The 15,787-nt window shown below is 70.2% G+C and carries 15 protein-coding genes and 1 tRNA gene; 3 read left to right on the top strand and 13 right to left on the bottom strand.

Going from position 1 to position 15,787, the window contains the following annotated elements:
- The 7 genes from E3T33_RS10170 to E3T33_RS10140 all read right to left on the bottom strand — a co-directional run.
- Positions 1–182, bottom strand: a 182-nt coding sequence (locus tag E3T33_RS10170) for a hypothetical protein (RefSeq protein ID WP_134575248.1), incomplete at its 3' end; no start/stop codon positions are given.
- 77 nt (positions 183–259) lie between these two features.
- Positions 260–2,542, bottom strand: coding sequence for an EAL domain-containing protein (locus E3T33_RS10165; RefSeq protein ID WP_134575247.1), 2,283 nt, complete (start codon positions 2,540–2,542; stop codon positions 260–262).
- A 143-nt stretch (positions 2,543–2,685) separates the two neighbouring features.
- Positions 2,686–3,669, bottom strand: a complete 984-nt coding sequence (locus E3T33_RS10160; protein WP_092322958.1) for a Gfo/Idh/MocA family oxidoreductase — start codon at positions 3,667–3,669, stop codon at positions 2,686–2,688.
- A gap of 101 nt (positions 3,670–3,770) precedes the next feature.
- Positions 3,771–3,846, bottom strand: a tRNA-Thr gene (locus E3T33_RS10155).
- A 52-nt stretch (positions 3,847–3,898) separates the two neighbouring features.
- Positions 3,899–4,534: a TetR family transcriptional regulator gene (locus tag E3T33_RS10150; RefSeq protein ID WP_134575246.1), complete on the bottom strand. Its 636-nt coding sequence runs from the start codon at positions 4,532–4,534 to the stop codon at positions 3,899–3,901.
- A 119-nt stretch (positions 4,535–4,653) separates the two neighbouring features.
- Positions 4,654–6,201: an alpha/beta hydrolase gene (locus E3T33_RS10145; protein WP_134575245.1), complete on the bottom strand. Its 1,548-nt coding sequence runs from the start codon at positions 6,199–6,201 to the stop codon at positions 4,654–4,656.
- Positions 6,202–6,235: 34 nt separating this feature from the next.
- Positions 6,236–7,444 (bottom strand): DNA polymerase III subunit delta', encoded by a 1,209-nt coding sequence (locus E3T33_RS10140; protein ID WP_134575244.1) that lies wholly within the window; start codon positions 7,442–7,444, stop codon positions 6,236–6,238.
- Between the two features lie 238 nt (positions 7,445–7,682).
- Here E3T33_RS10140 and E3T33_RS10135 point away from each other — a divergent pair, with 238 nt between their 5' ends.
- Together E3T33_RS10135 and E3T33_RS15270 are read left to right on the top strand one after the other, a co-directional pair.
- Positions 7,683–8,909, top strand: a complete 1,227-nt coding sequence (locus E3T33_RS10135; RefSeq protein WP_166784462.1) for an aminoglycoside phosphotransferase family protein — start codon at positions 7,683–7,685, stop codon at positions 8,907–8,909.
- A gap of 124 nt (positions 8,910–9,033) precedes the next feature.
- Positions 9,034–9,513 carry a hypothetical protein gene (locus E3T33_RS15270; protein ID WP_092322951.1) on the top strand — a complete coding sequence of 160 codons (480 nt, stop codon included), beginning with the start codon at positions 9,034–9,036 and terminating at the stop codon, positions 9,511–9,513.
- Between the two features lie 201 nt (positions 9,514–9,714).
- Here E3T33_RS15270 and tmk read toward each other — a convergent pair whose 3' ends face one another.
- Both tmk and topA read right to left on the bottom strand, forming a co-directional pair.
- Positions 9,715–10,332, bottom strand: a complete 618-nt coding sequence (gene tmk, locus E3T33_RS10125) for a dTMP kinase (RefSeq protein WP_092322949.1) — start codon at positions 10,330–10,332, stop codon at positions 9,715–9,717.
- A complete protein-coding gene (gene topA, locus E3T33_RS10120) occupies positions 10,329–13,289 on the bottom strand; it encodes a type I DNA topoisomerase (RefSeq protein ID WP_092322948.1) in 2,961 nt (986 codons plus the stop codon). The genes tmk and topA overlap by 4 nt, the downstream gene beginning before the upstream one ends.
- Before the next feature lie 166 nt (positions 13,290–13,455).
- Here topA and E3T33_RS10115 point away from each other — a divergent pair, with 166 nt between their 5' ends.
- The gene (locus E3T33_RS10115; protein ID WP_092322945.1) at positions 13,456–13,698 is read left to right on the top strand and encodes a hypothetical protein; all 243 of its coding nucleotides are present in this window, start codon (positions 13,456–13,458) and stop codon (positions 13,696–13,698) included.
- Between the two features lie 142 nt (positions 13,699–13,840).
- Here the strand turns inward: E3T33_RS10115 and E3T33_RS10110 are convergent, their stop codons facing one another.
- The 4 genes from E3T33_RS10110 to E3T33_RS10095 all read right to left on the bottom strand — a co-directional run.
- Positions 13,841–14,266, bottom strand: a complete 426-nt coding sequence (locus tag E3T33_RS10110) for an Rv3654c family TadE-like protein (protein ID WP_241982905.1) — start codon at positions 14,264–14,266, stop codon at positions 13,841–13,843.
- Positions 14,267–14,307: 41 nt separating this feature from the next.
- Positions 14,308–14,682 (bottom strand): TadE family type IV pilus minor pilin, encoded by a 375-nt coding sequence (locus tag E3T33_RS10105; RefSeq protein WP_092322943.1) that lies wholly within the window; start codon positions 14,680–14,682, stop codon positions 14,308–14,310.
- Positions 14,663–14,926 carry a DUF4244 domain-containing protein gene (locus tag E3T33_RS10100; RefSeq protein WP_241982904.1) on the bottom strand — a complete coding sequence of 88 codons (264 nt, stop codon included), beginning with the start codon at positions 14,924–14,926 and terminating at the stop codon, positions 14,663–14,665. Before E3T33_RS10100 ends, E3T33_RS10105 begins: the two co-directional genes overlap by 20 nt.
- A 112-nt stretch (positions 14,927–15,038) precedes the next feature.
- On the bottom strand, positions 15,039–15,787 hold a 749-nt coding region (locus tag E3T33_RS10095), incomplete at its 5' end, for a type II secretion system F family protein (protein ID WP_347233204.1).

The raw sequence follows: 15,787 nt of genomic DNA, 5'->3' as shown, positions 1-15,787 counted from the left end.
GGACTCACGGCGGCCACGGGCATCCGGCCGGCGGTCGAGGCGCCGACGGCGACCATTGCGCCTCCGAGCAGGGCGAACAGGGCGGCCCCGGCGGCGACCCGCACGGCTGCGCGGTGCCGGGCGAGGAACGACCGACCGGCGCGGGCCGAGCGGCGGTCGAGCGGGGCATCCGGTTCGTTCACCCCAGCATGCTAGCCGCCCGGCCTGACCGATTCCCAGCGTCGGCCGGCCCGGACAACGGGCTCTGGGGCAACGGGCCTCAGACCGGGAGCGATTCCAGCCGGCGGTGCTCCAGCCACTCGTCGAGCACGTCGGCGGGGAGGGCCTTGGAGAGGAAGAAACCCTGGGCGTGGTCGCAGCCCTGGCGCACCAGGGCGTCGTAGGCATCCGCGTCTTCGACGCCCTCGGCCACCATGCGCAGGCCCAGGCTGTGCGCGAGGTGGATGGTGGACGACACGAGCGCGGCGGCCCGCAGGTCATCGGCCATGGGGATGACGAATGAGCGGTCCAGCTTGAGCTCGTCTATGGGCAGGTCCCGCAGGTAGGCCAGGGAGCTGTAGCCGGTGCCGAAGTCGTCGACGGCCAGACGGATGCCGCCCGCACTCAACTCGGTCAGGATCGCCCGGGCGCGCTCCCGGTCGGCCATCAGGAATTCCTCGGTGATTTCGAGCATGAGGGCGGATGCCGGCAGTCGCCTGGCCGCGATCATCCCGATCACGCGCTGCGGCAGGTCCGCGTCGACGAGGGAACTCGCCGACAGGTTGACGGCGACCGTCATCGGCCGGCCCTCGGCCTCCCAGACCGCGGCCTGGTCCAGCGCCTTTTCGAGCACCACCTCGGTCATCCAGTGCATCAGGCCGGCCTCCTCCACGAGCACGAGGAACGCTTCGGGGTAGAGCAGGCCGCGGGCCGGGTGCTTCCAACGGACGAGGGCTTCCACCCCGTGCACGGTGCCGGTGGTGAGGTCGATTTTGGGTTGGTAATGCAGCACGAGCTGGTCGTCGCGCAGGGCGATGCGCAACTCCTCCAGGGTGCGGAGACGGTCGTCGCCGTGGCTGTTGTCGACGCTCATGTAGATATGGTGGCCGCTGCGCGCCGCCTTGGCCTTGTACATCGCCATGTCGGCCTTGCGCAGGAGCACCTTGAGGTCGTCGCCCTGGTCGGGAGACAGGGCGATTCCGATGCTGACGTCGACCTGCAGCGCGATCCCCTCCAGCGTGAACGACTCGGCCAGCGCCGCGCGCAGCTTCACGGCCACGGCCACGGCCTGGTCCCGGCCCGCGTTGTCGAGGAACACCGCGAATTCGTCGCCGCCCAGCCGGGCCAGCAGGTCACGGCCGCGAAGGTGCGTCGACAATCGAACGCCCACTTGCACCAGGAGCCGGTCGCCGACGTCGTGGCCGAGGCTGTCGTTGACCTCCTTGAAGCGGTCCAGGTCCAGCAACAGCAGTGCGCTGTGTCCGTCCTGGCGTGCTGCCAGACGCTCGGGGACATCCGCGTAGAGCGCCCGGCGGTTCGGCAGCCCGGTCAGGTCATCCGTCAGCGCCTGCCGACGCAGGTCGGCCATTTTGACCAGCTGACGGAAGGCCAGCTGGGTGCGAACCACCGCCAGGACCAGGGTTCCGCCGGCGAGGGCGACCGCGAGGGCGGATACGGGCAGCCGGGTACCCAGGATCAGCACGCCCAGCGCCGCTGCCGTTGCGGCGGCCGGCACCAACAGGCCCCACACGCCCTTGAGCCCGCGACTCCCCGCGCCAGCCGGACGCGTCGCGCCGTCGACCCACGTGGCCACGAGGGCGAGGCCGAGGGTCCAGGCGGCATCCACCATCGTTTCCAGCCGGTAGCCGGCACCGCGGCCCATCAGTGCCAGGACGACATCGGATGCCGCGAAGATCAGGAACCCGCCGATGAGCAGCACCCAGCGGCGTCCGAGCCGCAGGCCGGGGGCGGCTGCCACTCCGACCGCCGCCGCCACCAAAGCCAGGTCCAGCAGCGGGTAGGCGACGCCGACGACGGTGGCGACGGACGGCGAGCCGCCGGCCGCGGTATCCAGGATCGGGCTGAGCAGCACCGCCAGCACCGCGGCCGTGCCGAGGGCGCCGACCGCGCTGTCCAGCAGCACCGAGGAGGCCAGGCCGCCCAGCTGGCTGCGCACGAGCGCGAGCAGGGCCGCCAGCATCAACACGTAGAAGAGCAGGTAGCCGGCGTCGGCGGCCGACGGGAAGGGAAGTTCGCTCCCGGTGGCCGTCGCGGCGACCGTATAGCTGTCCGCGAGCGCGAACGCGGTGACCGCGGTTGCGGCGAGGATGACCTGGAGGCTCCGGAATCCGACCCGGGACGCGGCAACCCAGCACACGGCCACCGGAACCCAGTCGCAGAGCAGCGACAACCAGACCTGCGCCGGCGAGCCGGCTTCGGCACCGGGGAGCAGGAGCCCGACGGTGAAGAGGCCGAGGGCGGCCCACAGCGCCCAGAGGGGCCAGGCGCCGGACCGGTCGCCGCGGCCGCCGGAGCGCCGGGCGACCTGCATGCTTGACTGCACAAAACCCCCCGATTAGCGGACGATTTCACGGTATCTCAGCGGGGGCGTCTTGCCCAGAGCCCTCCTGCCTCCGGGGCTAACCCAGTCCGGGTGCCCCCCAAGAGCGGCAGTCAGCCTGCCCGGCGCCGGCCGGGATCTTCGGATTACTCGCCGGGGTAGGCCAGCCCGATCTGGTCGCGCACGGCGTCGAGGGTCTCCATGATGGCCACGACCTCTTCGGTCGGGAGGATGTCGCTCGACGTCTTCCCGGCGCCGATGACCTGCTCCATTTCCGCCGCCTGGAAGTGCATGCCTCGGCCGGCGACCTCGGCGGTGAAGCTCTCGACGATTTCGTTGTCGCTGCCGCGAACGTGGATGGTGGTGGGCGAGTACCAGACCTGGTCGATGTCGATCCGCCCCTGGGTGCCCAGGATGGTCGCCGTGTTCGGCCCCTGGGTGTCGCTGGCGGAGAGCGTCGTGGCGATCTGGCCGCCCGGGTAGCGGAAGATCGTCGCGACCTGGGCGTCGGCTCCGGTTTCTTTGAAGGACGCGCTGGCGAGGATCGTCTCGGGGCGCCCGAACAGGTCGGACGCGAACGACAAGGGGTAGATCGCCAGGTCGAGCAGCGCGCCGCCGCCGAGGGCCAGGTCGTTCAGGCGGTGCTTCGGGTCGTCGGGGAGGTCCTGCGTGTGGTCGGCGATCAGGGTGTGCACGTCGCCGAGCGTGCCGGCAGCGATGATCTCGCGCACGCGCACCATGTGCGGCAGGAACCGGGTCCACATTGCCTCCATCACGAGCAGGCCGAGGCTCGCGGCCAGGTCGACGATCTCGCGCGCCTCGCGGCCGTTCATCGCGATGGGCTTTTCGATCAGCACGTGCTTGCCGGCCTTCAGCGCGAGCGCGGCGTTCTCTGCGTGGAACGGATGCGGGGTCGAGACGTAGATGATGTCGACATCCGGATCGGCGACCAGCGCTTCGTAGCTACCGTGAGCGGTCGGGATGCCGAATCTGGCCGCGAAGGTGTCGGCGGACTGCTGGGTGCGGGAGCCCACGGCCTGAACCTGGAAGCCGTGCAACACGAGGTCGGCGGTGAACAGGTGGGCGATTCCGCCCGTGGCCAGGATGCCCCAGCGAAGAGTGTCGGTCATGCTGCAAGCCTAGGCCGACGGGAACCGGCTGACTTGCGGAGAAAGCACCTTCGTCGTGACGTGGAAGGTACTTTGTCCGCAAGTGGGCGTGCGGCACAGCGTGGGGCCGCCTATCAGAATCGAACTGATGACCTATTCATTACGAGTGAATCGCTCTACCGACTGAGCTAAGGCGGCGTGACTGCCGATGCTCCCCGCGAAGGGAGACTCGGTGACACAGCATCCAAGCTTAGCCGGTCGGGCGGGTGAAGTTGTACAGCTCGGAGAATGAAGCCGCCAGGGAGTCGGACAGGGAGGTTGCGCTGTCCTCCTCGGCCCAGCGCCGCCAGGCGTGCCGCATGGCGGCCACCGCGACCAGGCTGAAGAGCAGGGCGCGCTGGGCGAGGCCCGGCGTTCCGGACCGTTCCGGGTGGTCGGCTTCGAATCGGCGCGTCACGATGTCGAGCAGCCGGGCCTCGAAGTCGCGCAGGGTCGCCATCCGCAGGCCGAACAGGTAGGTGCTGTCCTTCAGGACGGCCTGGCGCAGCTGGTGGATCTCGCGGTCGGTTTCGCTGCGTTCCAGGCTTTCCGCGAGCAGTACGGCGACCTGGCCGAGGATGTCCCCGTCCGGCCCGCCGTGCACGAAGGCCTCGATGGCCTCCTCGGAGGCCAGGTCGGGGGTGTCGCCGAGCAGGGCGGCATCCTTCGAGGGAAAGTAGTTGAAGAAGGTGCGTGGGGAGATGCTCGCGGCGCGGCTGATGTCCTCTACCGTGACCTTTTCGAGGCCGGTCTGCAGCGACAGGCTCAGGACCGCGTGCTGGATGGCCCGCCGGGTTGCGAGCCGCTTCCGCTCCCGAAGCCCGGGCTCTTCGGTGTCGGGTGACATGTCGTCAATTCTTCCATATGAAGCGGCCCGCGGGAGAGCCGGGATGGCGTCAGCACGCCCGTGTCAGCACGCCCGTGTCAACACGCCCGTGTCAACACGCCCGTATCAGCACGCCCGTATCAGCACCGGGGATCCGTCTCGGGCACCGCCCCGGTCAGAAGGTAGTCGTCCACGGCGTCGTTCACGCAGTCGTTGGACTTGTTGTACGCGGTGTGACCTTCGCCCTCGAAGGTGACGAGGTGGCCGCTGTCGAGCTGGGCGGCGAGGTTCTTCGCCCAGACGTAGGGCGTCGCCGGGTCGTTGGTGGTGCCGATGACGAGGATGGGCGGGGCCCCCTCGGCCGTGATCTCGCTGCGCTCCCCGGTGAAGGCGTGCGGCCAGTTGGCGCAGCCGATGTCGCCAAAGGCCATGTAGCGGCCGATGGTCGGGGCCGCGGCCTCGATCTCGGCGGCCTGGGCGCGCATCGTGGCCGGGTCGTCGTTATAGGCGTAGTCGATGCAGTTGATCGCCGTGAACGCCTCGGTGGAGTTGTCGGCGTAGCTGCCGTCCTTGTTCCGCCCGTTGTACTGGTCGGCGAACTGGAACGCGTAGTCGGCCTCGCCCGCCAGGACGCTCTCGAACATGTCGCTCAGGTACTGCCACGCGGTCGCCTGGTAGAGGGGGTAGATGATCGCGGTGAGCAGGGCGTTCGAGCCGAGTTCGCGGCCGTCCTTCGCGGCGATCGGGCTCACGTCGACCGACGCGAGGAGGGCGCCGATGGTGTCCATCGCCTGGTCGACGGTGCCGGTGAAGGGGCATTCCGACCCGGCGAGGCAGTCGGCGAGGTAGGCGCGCAGGGCGCTTTCGAAGCCCTGTGCCTGCACCCGCGTCACGTCGAAGTTGTTCGTCGACGGGTCGAGGGCGCCGTCGAGCGCCAGCCGGCCCACCTTGTCGGGGTACAACTCCGCGTAGCTGGCACCGAGGAAGGTGCCGTAGGAATAGCCGAGGTAGTTCAGCTTCTTGTCGCCGAGCACGGCACGCAGCAGGTCGAGGTCGCGCGCGGCACTCTCCGTGTCGACGTGTCCGAGCAGCGCTCCCGTGTTCGTGTCACAGGCCGCGCCGAAATCGGCGGCGGATGTCTCGAGTTCCTGGATCCAGGCATCCGTGCCCCGGGGCGCACTGGTGAGGCCGTAGAGGTATTCGTCCATCTGGGCGGGCTCGAGGCAGGTCACCGCAGAGGAGCGACCGACCCCGCGCGGGTCGAAGCCGACGATGTCGAAGCCGGCCTGGAGTTTCTCGTCGGCGGCGTAGTCGAGTGAGTCCTTGACGAAGTCGTAGCCGGAGCCGCCGGGGCCGCCCGGGTTCACCAGCAGGGAGCCGACGCGCTTGTTCCCGGTGGCAGGGTGCCGCACGAGGGCCAGGTCGATGTCGCCGGCGGCGGGATCGGTCCAGTCGAGCGGGGCCGTCGCGGTCGTGCACTGCAGGCCGTCGCCGCAGTCCTTCCAGCGCAGCACCTGCGAGTAGAACGGGTCGAGTGCGTTCTCGACGTTTTCGCCGGTCGGCGTCGACGTGGCGGGGGATTTCTGCGGGAGGAACCAGGGCACACACCCGCTGAGGGTCAGGGTGAGCACCAGCGCGGCCGCCACGGCGGCGACCGGTGACGTGCGGACGCGTATTCGTCTGGTCAACGGATTCCTCTTTCCTGGGCTGCGTCCGCCGGCATCAGCGGCGGCGAATCGCGCTCACCAGCAGCGCCTCGAGGGCGAGCGCCGGTGCCACGTTGGATTCAATTCTCTGCCGCGCAAGCGCGATCGCATCCATTGTCTCCAACGTTGCTGCCTGAGTGCTGGATGCGCCGCCCGAGCGCAGCTCGGCGAGGAGTTCGCGGTTGATCACGCTCGCCTCGCGTCCCAGCTGCACCATGAGCACGTCGCGGTAGAGCGAGGTCAGATCGACGAGGATGCGGTCGATCCCGTCACGCAGGCTGCGCGTCGCCCGGCGTTTCTGGTCGTCTTCGAGCGCCTTCAGCTGGCTGCGCAGGGCCGGCGGCACGGACTGGCCGGGCTCCACGCCGAGGGAGCGCAGCACGCCCTCGCGCTCCTCGGCGTCGCGCTCTTCGGTGATCGCCTTCGCGTCGTCGCCCGCAATCGCCAGCAGGCGGGCGGCCGCATTGACGGCCGTGGAGACCCCGCGGATGCCGAGGGCCGTGCGGAGCGTTTCCTCGCGCCGGGCCCGCGCCTCCGAGTTGGTGGCCAGCCGGTGGGCCATGCCGATATGACTCTGGGCTTCCCGCGCGGCGCGCTCGGCGATCGCGGGGTCGACGCCGTCGCGTGCGATCAGCAGTGCCGCGACGTCTTCGACGCTGGGCACCCGAAGGCGCACGGTGCGCACGCGAGAGCGGATGGTGGGCAGCAGGTCGGCCTCGCTCGGCGCGCAGAGGATCCACACGGTGCGCTCCGGCGGCTCCTCGAGGGCCTTGAGCAGCACGTTCGAGGTGCGTTCGACCATCCGGTCGGCGTCCTCGACGACGATCACCCGGTAGCGGCCGACGGACGGCGAGTACTGCGACCGCGCCACGACCTCCTTGACGCTGTCCATCTTGATGATGACGCCCTCGGTGGTGAGCACGGTGAGGTCGGGGTGGGTGCGCGCGGCGACCTGGCGCTCGGTGGCCTCTTCGTCGTCGGCGCTCCGGCTGAGCAGGGCCGCGGCGAAGGCGTACGCGAGGTTGGAACGCCCGGAGCCGGGCGGGCCGGTGATCAGCCAGGAGTGCGTCATCGACGCCGACTCCCCGCCGGTGGCCCGGCCGGTCGAGCCCCCGCTGGTCGAGCCCCCGCTGGTCGAGCCTGTCGAGCCCCCCGAGCGCGCGGCAGCGGCCCGGAAGATGGCGATCGCGTCGGCCTGTCCCGTGAGCTCGTCCCACAATGCCATTTATCTAGGCTACCGTCCCCCTGCGACACTCCCCCGCGAAGACGTCTCGGGTTGAGTTGCGGAAAAAGTACCTTCAAGTTGTGAACGAAGGTGCTTTGTCCGCAACTCAGCCACTGCGCGGCCCCGCGAGAGGGCGGCAGTGGGCCTGGAGCAGGCGGCGGGCATGAGAAACTTCTCACGCCCGGCTCCGCCCGGGCTCGCCCCCTGGGCCGACACTGAATGTATGCGGGAGCAGCCATTGACGACACCTGACCGGACAGAGCCGGACGAGGCGACCCGCGGCATCCTCGAGGCGGTCGCCGAATCGGTCGGGATGACCCTGGTCGCCTCCCGGCAGCTCACGCTCGAGAACACCACCCGCGGGTTCGCATCCGGGCACGAGCTGGAACTCTGCTCGAATGCCGGCGCCCGCGAGACGCACATCGTCTATCTCGAAACGAACCCGACGAAGCGCGAGCGCGAGGGGGTGCTCACCTTCCGCGACGAGGAGTCGGGTGAACGCATCGCGGTCTGGCTCTATCCGCGCGACCCGGAGCTGCCGGCGCTGCCCGCCGCCGTCTTCCCCGAGGCGGCGACGACCCTCCTCCGCCGACTTGGCCTGGACCCCAGCGCAGTCACGCTCACCGTCGTGGCCTACCGGCCGGGCAAGCGCGCGGTCGTGCGCGCGGAGGCGCCGGAATTCACTGTGTTCCTGAAGGTCGTTCGCCCGGCCGTCGCCGAGGACCTGCACGCCCGCTACAGCCTGTGGCGGCTCGAGGGAGTCCCTGTCCCGCGGAGCCTGGGCTGGAGCGCCGACGGATTCATCGCCTTCGCTCCCCTCGCCGGCACCGAAGCCAGCCAGCTCATCGCCAACCTGCAGCCGGAAGCGTTCCTCGACGCGATCGACGATCTCACCGCCCGCATCGGCGCGATCCCGAGCACCGGCGCGGCGCGCAAGTCCCTCGCCGAACGCCTGCCCTGGTACCTCGACCGGCTCCTGGCGCTCCTCCCGGAGCACACCGATTCGATCGCGCGCATCGGCGAGGCCATCGCCCGGGTGCGCGAGGGCGCGGGGGCCGCCACACCCGTGACGATCCACGGCGACCTCCACGTCGGCCAGGTCTTCGTCGACCCGCAGCATCCGTCACGCATCACCGGCGTACTCGACATCGATACCGCCGGCCTCGGCGACCCGGCGGATGACGCGGCGGCGTTCTACGCCCATCTCGTCGTCACCGCGCAGCACCACCGCAGCCGCGGCGACGACGACACGGCCGAAAAATGCCTGTTTCTCGCTGAGCGCGCCCGGGATCGCTGGAGCGGCCGAGCCGACGCCGGGTTCGCCCTGCGGGCACGGCCAATCGCCGCGACGCACCTGCTGGGGCACATCCTCACCTCGGGGGCCCACGGGGCCGAGCTCCTTGCGGCCGCCGAGTCCCTGGTCGCCGGGGCGCTGGTCGCCGGGGCTCAAGACAGATCTGTCTAGATGAGAGCCCTCTCATCCACAGGCCCTGATTCTTCTCATCCGCGGCTGCGAGGCTGAAGCCCCTCGGGTCGAGGCGCTCCGCCTCCCCCGACAGACCAGACAAACAAGAAACTCGGGGAGAGTCATGAACACGAAGAAGTGGATTGCGATGGGGGCCGGCTCGGCACTCGGGCTCGGGCTCATCGCAGGTGGCGCGGTCTCCGCTGCCAATGCATTCGGAATCAACGACAGCGTCGAAGAATCCATCGGCGTCGAAGCCGTCACCCCCGTGTCGAGCGACGTCGTCGACGATGCCGCAGTGACGACGGCCGTCGAGGACGCCCTGGCCGTGGAGGATGCACCGGTCGTGGCGGACGTCCCGGCCGCCGTGGACGCCCCCGCGGTCGCCAGCGCGCCAAGCGTCGCGGACGCCTCCTCGGTCGTCAGCGTCCCCTCCGTCGTCGCACCGGCCGAAGCACCGGCCGTCGTGGATGTGCCGTCGGTCGCCAGCGCCCCCTCGGTCGCAGCACCCTCAGTCGTCAGCGCACCGTCGGTCGCCAGCGCCCCGAGCGCCCCGTCGGCGCCGAGCGCCCAGTCCGCACCGAGCGCGGCCTCGGTCGACTAGTCACCACCCTGACGTGCCCGGGCATCAGCCCGGGCACGTTTTTTGTGCCCGAGGGGCTGGCAGGGGAAGGCGTGGCCACAGCGACGCCCGCAGCATTGACTTGCGGAGAAAGCACCTTCCCGCGCGAAATGAAGGTACATTCTCCGCAACTGGGCCGGTGGTTGGGTGCGCATGGACAGACCCAACGGGTTTCGACGGCCGCTAGAGCAGCGTCGCGACCCTGGCGCGGATGGCCTCCGCGATCGTGTCGACGGGGGCCGCGGCATCCACGACCAGGAAGCGGGCCGGTTCGGCCGCGGCCAGGTCGAGGAACGCGGAGCGCACACGGGCGTGGAACTCGTTCTTCTCCGCCTCAAGGCGGTCGAAGCGCTTGTTGTCCGCGTCGAGGCGTCCGCGCGCGACGGTCTCGTCGAGGTCGAGCAGGATGGTGAGGTCGGGCAGCAGCCCCTCGGCCGCCCAGAGCGACAGGTCGCGCACCTCGCCCCGCTCGAGCACGCGCCCGGCGCCCTGGTAGGCGACGGATGAGTCGAGGTAGCGGTCCTGGATCACGGTTTCGCCGCGCACCAGCGCGGGCCGCACCTTCGTCGCGATGTGGTGGGCCCGGTCGGCCGCGTAGAGGAGGGCCTCGGCGCGCGGGGCGATCTCGCCGCGATGATGCAGCACGATTTCGCGGATCTCGACGCCGACATCCGTGCCGCCGGGTTCGCGGGTGCGGAGGACGCTGCGGCCCTGCCCTTCGAGCCACTCGGTGAGCAGCCGGGCCTGGGTCGACTTCCCAGACCCGTCGCCGCCCTCGAGCGTGATGAACAACCCGGTCACGACTTCGGCGTCGCCGCCGCCTTCGCCGCCGCGGTGGCCGCGCGGGTCGCCGCGGCCTTGGCTGCGGTCGCCGCCTTCTGGGCCGGGGTGCGGACTGCCGCCTTACGCACGGTCGTGGTCGCACCCGACGGGGTCGGCTTCCTGGCCGCGGCCTTCTTGGCGGGAGCCTTCCTGGCCGCAGGCTTCTTGGCGGGAGCCTTCTTCGCAGCCGTCTTCTTCACGGCCGGTCCCTTGGCCCGCTTGTCGGCCAGCAGCTGCACCGCCCGGTCGAAGTCGACGTCCTCGACGGTCTCGGACTTCGGGATCGTCGCGTTGGTGGTGCCGTCGGTGACGTAGGCGCCAAAGCGGCCGTCCTTGATCTTGATCGCCTTGCCGCTGTCCGGGTCGGGCGTCTCGAACTCCTTGAGCGCACTCGACGCGCGGCGTTCGCCGTACTTGGGCTGGGCGTAGAGCTCCAGCGCACCGGCCAGGTCGATCTCGAAGATCTGGTCCTCGCCTCCGGGCAGCGAGCGGGTGTCGACGCCCTTCTTCAGGTAGGCGCCGAAGCGGCCGTTCTGCGCGGTGATCTCGGCGCCGGATTCGGGGTCGATGCCGACCACGCGCGGCAGGTCGAGCAGGCGCAACGCCGTCTCGAGGTCGACGTTGGCGATGTCCATCGACTTGAACAGGGATGCCGTGCGCGGCTTGACCGCCGCGACCTTCTTCCTGGCCGGCGCCTTCTTTTTGGGCTTGGCCGCGGTGACTTCGCCCGTGGAGGCGTCGACGGTCTCGGTGGGGGTCTCGACCGGCGGGGCGGCCGGGGCCTCGGGCTCGGGCTCGAGCTCGGTGACGTACGGGCCGAACCGGCCGTCCTTGGCGACGATGGTCTTGCCGTTCTCCGGGTTCACACCGATCACGCGGTCGGTGATGACCGGCGCGTCCATGAGTTCGCGGGCCCTGGTCGGGGTGAGCTCGTCGGGCGCGAGTTCCGGCGGGATGTTGACTCGGCGAGGCGGAGCATCCGGACCGGCGTCGGGGTCGATGACCTCGAGGTAGGGACCGTACTTGCCGATGCGCAGGGTGATGTCGTCGGAGATCGGCAGCGAGTTGATGCTCTTCGCGTCGATCTCGCCGAGGTTGTCGATGACCTGGCGAAGGCCTCGGTGCTTGTCGGAGCCGAAGTAGAAGCTGGTCAGCCAGTCCACCCGGTCGGCCGTGCCGCCGGCGATGCGGTCGAGGTCGTCTTCCATTTCGGCGGTGAAGTCGTATTCGACCAGGTCGCCGAAGTAGTCCTCGAGCAGGCGCACGACGGAGAAGGCGATCCAGTTCGGGATGAGCGACTGGCCGCGCGGGGTGACATAACCGCGCTCGGTGATCGTGGAGATGATCGATGCGTAGGTGGACGGACGCCCGATGCCGAGCTCTTCGAGCTTCTTGACCAGGCTCGCCTCGGTGTAGCGGGCGGCGGGGGTGGTTTCGTGCCCCTTGGCCTCGACCTCGATCAGGGCGAGAACCTGACCCTCGGCGAGCGGCGGCAGCTTGGACTCGGTCGGGTCGGTCGAGGCGTTGCGCTCCTCGTCGACGGATTCCTCGTAGGCGAGCATGAAGCCGCGGAAGGTGATCACGGTGCCGCTGGCCGCGAACTCGGCCACGGCGCCGGATGCCGCGGGGTGCGCCGACGAACCGGTCGGGCCGGCGGAGATGGTGACCGACGCGGTCGAGCCGGTGGCATCCGCCATCTGGGATGCGACGGTGCGCTTCCAGATCAGCTCGTACAGCTTGAAGTCGCTGCCGCGGAGGGTCGAGGCCAGCGATGCCGGAGTGCGGAACGTGTCGCCGGAGGGGCGGATCGCCTCGTGCGCCTCCTGCGCGCTCTTGCTCTTGCCCTTGTAGAGGCGGGGCTTGTCCGGCACGGTTTCGGGGCCGTACAGCGCGGCCGCCTGGGTGCGTGCGGCCGTGATCGCCTGCTGCGACAGCGACGGCGAGTCGGTACGCATATAGGTGATGTACCCGTTTTCGTAGAGCGACTGGGCGACGCTCATGGTCTGGCGGGCGGTGAAGCGCAGCTTGCGCGCCGCTTCCTGCTGCAGGGTCGACGTCGTGAACGGCGCGGCCGGGCTGCGGCGGTACGGCTTGGAGGCGACCTTCGTCACGGTGAGGTCGACGGCCGGGTCCTTGAGGGCGTCGACGAGGGCGAGGGCGGATGCCTCGTCGAGCGTGGCCGCCTTCACGGTGGGTTTGAGCTTGCCGGAGTCGTCGAAGTCGCTGCCGGTGGCGATGCGCTCGCCGTTCAGGCGCACGAGTTTCGCGTCGAAGCCCTGTTCGGTGGATGCCGCCGACGCCGCGAGGCGGGCGAGCAGGTCCCAGTAGGACGCCGACACGAAGGCCAGCCGTTCGCGTTCGCGCTCGACGACGAGTCGGGTCGCGGCGGACTGCACGCGGCCGGCGGAGAGGCCGGGGCCGACCTTGCGCCAGAGCACGGGCGAGATTTCGTAACCGTAGAGGCGGTCCAGGATGCGCCGGGTTTCCTGCGCGTCGACGAGGGCGGTGTCGAGTTCGCGGGTGTTGTCGACCGCCTCGAGGATGGCATCCTTCGTGATCTCGTGGAACACCATGCGCTTGACCGGCACCTTGGGCTGGAGCACCTGCAGAAGGTGCCAGGCGATGGCCTCGCCTTCGCGGTCCTCATCAGTTGCAAGCAGGAGCTCGTCGGCGTTCTTCATCGCGCGCTTGAGGTCGGCGACGGTCTTCTTCTTGGCGTCGGACACGACGTAGTACGGTTCGAAACCGTTCTCCACATCGACGGAGAACTTGCCGAGGGAGCCCTTTTTCAGCTCCGGCGGAAGATTCTTCGGTTCGACCAGGTCCCGAATGTGACCAACCGAGGACAGGACCTCGTAGCCGTCGCCCAGGTAGGCGGCGATCGACTTCATCTTGGTCGGTGACTCGACAATGACCAGCTTCTTAGTGCCTGGCACCAGACTCCTCTTATATGTGGCGACCCGCGTTGTTGGGCCAAGGCACACCATACACATAGGAATAGAGTCCCCGCCTAATCGAGCGTCACTCAGGTTTTTGGGCCGTTTGCCCGCGAGCCTTGCTCTGGGGGCTTGCCAGTTACCCTCGCGTGAGGACAATGGAGGCATGGCTACAGGATCAACGGGCACGTACACCGCGAAGCTCACGGACGGCCCCCTCGAAGGCAAGACCATCACGACACCGTTTCTTGAATCAGGTGACCCGCAGCCGCGTCTGGAAATCCCGGCCGACTCCGGGGCCAAGCGCTACCTGTATTCGCGGGGCTCCGGACTCGAGTTCGGGTCGTCCGATCATCCGGACCGCCCGACCGCGGTCGACTACCGCTACCTCGAGGCGCTCTTCGACTGATCCCCCTTCCCCCGTCCTCTCCCCCTTCCCCTCTTCCTCCCCCTTCCCCTCCCTTCCCCTCCCGCGAAACCGCAGTTGTGCTCGTTATAACCGCGCTTTAGCGCGCACAACTGCGGTTTCGCGGGGAGGGTCGCGGGGAGGGTTACGCGGGCGGGCCGGCACGGGCGGATGACGTGAGGGCGAAGCCGGCGACAGTGCGGGCGACGGTCACTGATGAGATCAGGCCGTCAAGCGTGCACGTGACCACGGATGCCCCGTTGAGGGCGGCGGCCTCGGCCGCGGCCGTGCACGGGAAGCCCGCCACGGCGCCCGAAGCGGTGTCGGCCGCGGCGAGCGCCGCGGCGTCGGCCGCGTTCTGCACCGACTGGCCGACGGCGAGCAGGGCCAGCAGCGGCACACCGAGTAAGGTCACCGTCAGGGTCGCTCCGATCAGCGCGACCGCGAGCACCCCGCCGGCGCCCCGCTCGGAGCCACGCACGGGACGCCGGGTCGCGGGACGCCGGGCCAGGGGACGCACGGTCACGGGACGCACGGTCACCGGACGCACGGTCACGGGACGCACGGTCACGGGACGCACAGTCACCGGACGCCGGGCCAGGGGACGCACGGTCACGGGCCGGGGACCACGGCGCCGCCCAGCGCGCACGACCGGGCGGCCACCGTCAGACCGAAGGTCGCGTAGGGGCCGAACGCGGCCGGTGCGCTGAGGCGCGCGCAGACGAATTCGCCGCGGCGTTCCGTGGCGAGCCGGGCCCCACCCACCGAGCGGTGCACGAGGGACGCCGCCCGCTCGGCGGATTCGCCGCGGGCGAGCAACCGGGCCGCGTCGCCGGCGGCATCCGTCAGTCGCACCTGCTGACCGACCACCTGCACCGCGCCCAGGCAGCAGGCCAGCACAAGGAGCACGGCCGGCAGCACGACGGCGAACTCCGCGGTCACGGTGCCGTCGTCCCGGCCGTGCCCGCTACCCCACGCTGAGCGCATTGCGCACCAGCTCGGTGAGGATCCCGCGCACCTCGTTTCCTCGGAGGATCACGATCAGCAGGCCGGCGAACCCGACCGCCGCCATCGTGGCCACCAGGTATTCCGCGGTGGCCGCCCCCGCGTCCTCGCGCAGCCGCCGCAGCGCCCGGGCCGGGCTCCGCGGCCGCCGCGTGGGCGTGGCGGTGGCCGGCATGACCGTGGTCGGCGTGGCCGTGGCCGCCGTGGGCGAGAGTTCCTTCTGCATCTGTTCGTCTCCTTTCGCGTCCTGCGACGCGGATGATGGACGGCGCGAGCGGGACCAGCCTGACCCGATTCGCCGGCCCGGTCCCCGGCATCGGACGAGCGGTGCGGAACGCCTAGAACGAACGCAGTGTGGACGAGAGGACGGTCAGCAGCAACGGCACCACCCCGACCAGCATGAACGCGGGCAGCACGCACACCCCCAGCGGGATCATCAGCGTCACCGACAGGGTCGCCGCCCGCCGTTGCCCGTCGCTCCGCGCGTCGCGGCGCTGCTGGTCGGCCTCGCTGCGCAGCAGTTCCGCGGCCGGGACGCCGGCGCGGGCGGACAGGGCGAGCACTCGGTCGATCGCGGCCTCCGAACCTCCGACGCCTACGCCGTAGCGCTCGGTCACCGAGCGCACCAGGGTGCGCGCTCGCGCGACCGACCCGCCCCCGGCCATCCCGATCGCGGTCAGGTCGAGCGCGAGCCCGGGCGTCGGGTCCCGGGCTCGCGCGGACCGCACCAGGCTCCGGTTCCAGCGAGCGCCGGCTACCATCAGCAGCGCCCCTGCCCCGAGGCAGGCCAGGCCCGGCCCGGTGAGCAACAGGGTCTGCAGCGTGTTGAAACCGAGCACGCTGCCGAACAGGATGCCCACCAGCGGCAGCCCCATCACCATGCGTGCCGTGGCGTTCGGGCCGGCCAGCGCGACGGCGAGGTCCCGGTGCACCTGGCCCAGGTCGCGGAAGGATCCGGCGAGCTCCCGCAGGCAGGCGGCGAGCGGCGCCCCGGCCGCCGTGGCCACACCCCAGGCCGCCGCGAGGCCCAGCCAGGCGTCACCGGCCTGCCCGCCCAGCGCCCGGGCCTCCTGCGCCACCGCATCGG

The sequence above is a fragment of the Cryobacterium sp. TMT1-2-1 genome, assembly GCF_004403955.1.
Taxonomy (GTDB): domain Bacteria; phylum Actinomycetota; class Actinomycetes; order Actinomycetales; family Microbacteriaceae; genus Cryobacterium; species Cryobacterium psychrotolerans.
Note: the sequence above shows the minus strand (reverse complement) of the source record. Positions and strands in the feature narration are given on the sequence as shown.